The following is a 2,484-nucleotide window of genomic DNA, read 5'->3' on the forward strand; positions in this document are numbered from 1 at the left end:
CACCTTCTGGGCGGTCTGAACCTCGGCGAGGTACTTGCGCAACGCGGCGCTCTTTTCAGACGTGGGCCGGGCGACCCGCGGTCTTGGGCGTTCCAGCGCCACAGGGGCAGGCTGGGCAGAAGGTGGCAGCGGCGGTGGCGCAGGCGGTGGCGGGGCCGCGCATCCCATGAGGGCCACCAGAAGGGCGGCGAGGGCACCGGGGCGCCGGGAAACTCGTAACAGGGGTACGCGCATCAGCTCACCCGGGCACGGCGCCGCCGGCGCTTTCACCCAGACCGGTCTTGCGCGCCTTTGCCGAGGCGAGCGTGTCGCGCAGCTTGGCCTCCATCTGTTGCAGTTCCTCTTCGGCGGCGGCCCGCTTGGCCTTACCTTCGTCGGCGATCTGCAGCGATTCCTCGATGGTGCCGATCAGGTCCGCGTTCGCCTGTTTGACCGCCTCTATGTCGAAGACGCCGCGCTCCATCTCCTGCCGGATGATGCGGTTGTTGTCGCGCAGGTTCTTCGCATTCGATGTCAGCAACTCGTTGGTCAGATCGTTGGCATCGCGAACCGCGCTCGCGGCTTCCGCGCTGCGCTGGATCGTCACGGCCTGCGCCAGCTGGGTTTCCCACAGCGGCACGGTGTTCACCAGTGTCGAGTTTATCTTGGTCACCAGGCTCTTGTCGTTTTCCTGCACCAGCCGGATGGAGGGCAGGGATTGCATGGTGACCTGCCGCGTGAGCTTGAGGTCATGCACCCGGCGCTCGAGATCGTCTCTGGCCGCGCGCAGGTCGCGCAACTCCTGCGCTATCATCACCTGATCATCCTCGGCGGCGGCCTTTACCTCGGCTTCCTTGGCGGGAATGACACGCTCGTCCATCTCGGCCAGTTTCGCTTCGCCCGCCGCGATATAAAGGGCAAGCTCATCATAGAACTGGAGCGTCTTTTCATAGAGCATATCCAGCGACTTGATGTCCTTCAGAAGCGTATGTTCGTGCTTCAGCAGGTTATCGGTGATACGGTCGATCTGGTCCTGGACCTCTTCGAAACGTGCGGTGAACTTCGCGAAGGGCGCGGCGCGGCCCAGCAGCTTTTCCCAAAAGCTCCGTTCCCGGCGCACGTCCAGTTCGGACACCGAAAAACCCCGGATCGTGGCCACAATGTTGCGCAGGGAATCCCCGGCGGGGCCGACATCCTTGTTGCGCACATCCTGCAGCATGCCCTGGCTGATCTGCTGCAATTCGGCCTGCGCGCCCGAACCGAAGGTAACGATCGTCTGCGTATCGCTGAGGTTGATCTCCTCCATCCGGCGGCGGATCTCGGCGGACTGGGGGGCATCCGCGGAGTCCAGCGGCACGATGGCGTTGGCATCGGCGGGTTCGGGCAACCGGACGGAGGCGACCTCGTCTACCATGGCGGCGGATTGATTGGCCTTGTCGCGCACTTTGTCAGACATGTTCAGCAGTTCCTTGGGGTCGGTAATGATATGGGAGAGGGGGCGTGTGGCGTCATTCGGAATGCACCCCCTCACGGGCGAGGCGTTCTCGCAGCACGTCGATCTCGACCGTCAGGTCGCCGCGATCCTCCAGCAGGGAGGCGCGGGTCCGCGCTGCGAAGTTTTCATCCAGATCATCGAGCAGGGCGAGGTAATCGGCCTTGGCCTGCGCATCGCCGGACCGCGCGTAGATATCCGCGAACTTGACCGTCGCATCGCGCGCCCCGCGCAGATAAACAACAAGGTACTTGCGCGCGGCGGTCAGGTCGCGGGGGTCTTCCTCCACCACGCGGATCAGGTCGCGGGCGGTATTCTGGAACCGGGCGAGCCGTGTTTCCGCCGTGCGGTCGCCCGCGCGTTTCACGGCATCGGACATGGAGGCAAGCAGGGCTTCGGCTTCTTCCACCACCCGCGCCACGCGATCATGCTGGAACGTATCCACCCCCTCCATCCCCTTGGACCGCAGCGGATCGATGCCGAAGGCGGCCACATGCAATCCAGCCGCTGCAAGCCCGTAGAGCACCGGACCTACCACGGACAGATCGCCAGAGGCGGCTGCAAGCGCAGTGCCCGTTCCCGTCATCGCGGCGGCCAGTATCTTGCGCGGCACGGCGGGCGGGCGGGCAGCCCGGCGGGCATGGAACGCGGCCTCCGCCGTCAGCCCCGCGCGCAGCACCCAGGCGCCCGCTGCCAGAACACCGGCCCCGGCCAGCCCCAGAACGAGCCCGGCCGGCCCGGCGCCCAGCGACGTGAAGGTCAAAAGCGCCGGCGGCAGAAACATGAGGTTGGCGCGCCCGCCTACCGGGTCCACGTCCAGCCGGGCAGGGGCATCGTGCCTGTCGGCGGTGTCGCCCGGTTGCGGGCTGAACCGGCCTCCGTATCGTCTTGCCATGGCTCAGACCCCTCCGAGCCAGCCCGAAGCGACCCCGAGAAGAAGCAAGATCAAGGCGACATAGGCGATTTTCTGGAAGCCGGTGGGTGCCATCAAACTATCCTCGCCATTTGGGCCG

At 65.7% G+C, this 2,484-nt stretch carries 2 protein-coding genes and 1 pseudogene; all 3 read right to left on the minus strand.

The window, feature by feature from the left end; all coding sequences use genetic code 11:
* Positions 1 to 234 (minus strand): annotated as a pseudogene (locus A3764_RS26000) (hypothetical protein); the annotation flags it as partial.
* 4 nt (positions 235 to 238) lie between these two features.
* Complete coding sequence (locus A3764_RS12505; protein ID WP_067919559.1) at positions 239 to 1,435, minus strand: toxic anion resistance protein; 1,197 nt, start codon at positions 1,433 to 1,435, stop codon at positions 239 to 241.
* 52 nt (positions 1,436 to 1,487) lie between these two features.
* Positions 1,488 to 2,366 (minus strand): 5-bromo-4-chloroindolyl phosphate hydrolysis family protein, encoded by an 879-nt coding sequence (locus tag A3764_RS12510; protein ID WP_067919560.1) that lies wholly within the window; start codon positions 2,364 to 2,366, stop codon positions 1,488 to 1,490.
* Positions 2,367 to 2,484: the final 118 nt, after the last annotated feature.

This window comes from Sulfitobacter sp. HI0129 (assembly GCF_001635395.1).
In the GTDB taxonomy this organism is placed as follows: Bacteria; Pseudomonadota; Alphaproteobacteria; order Rhodobacterales; family Rhodobacteraceae; genus Sulfitobacter.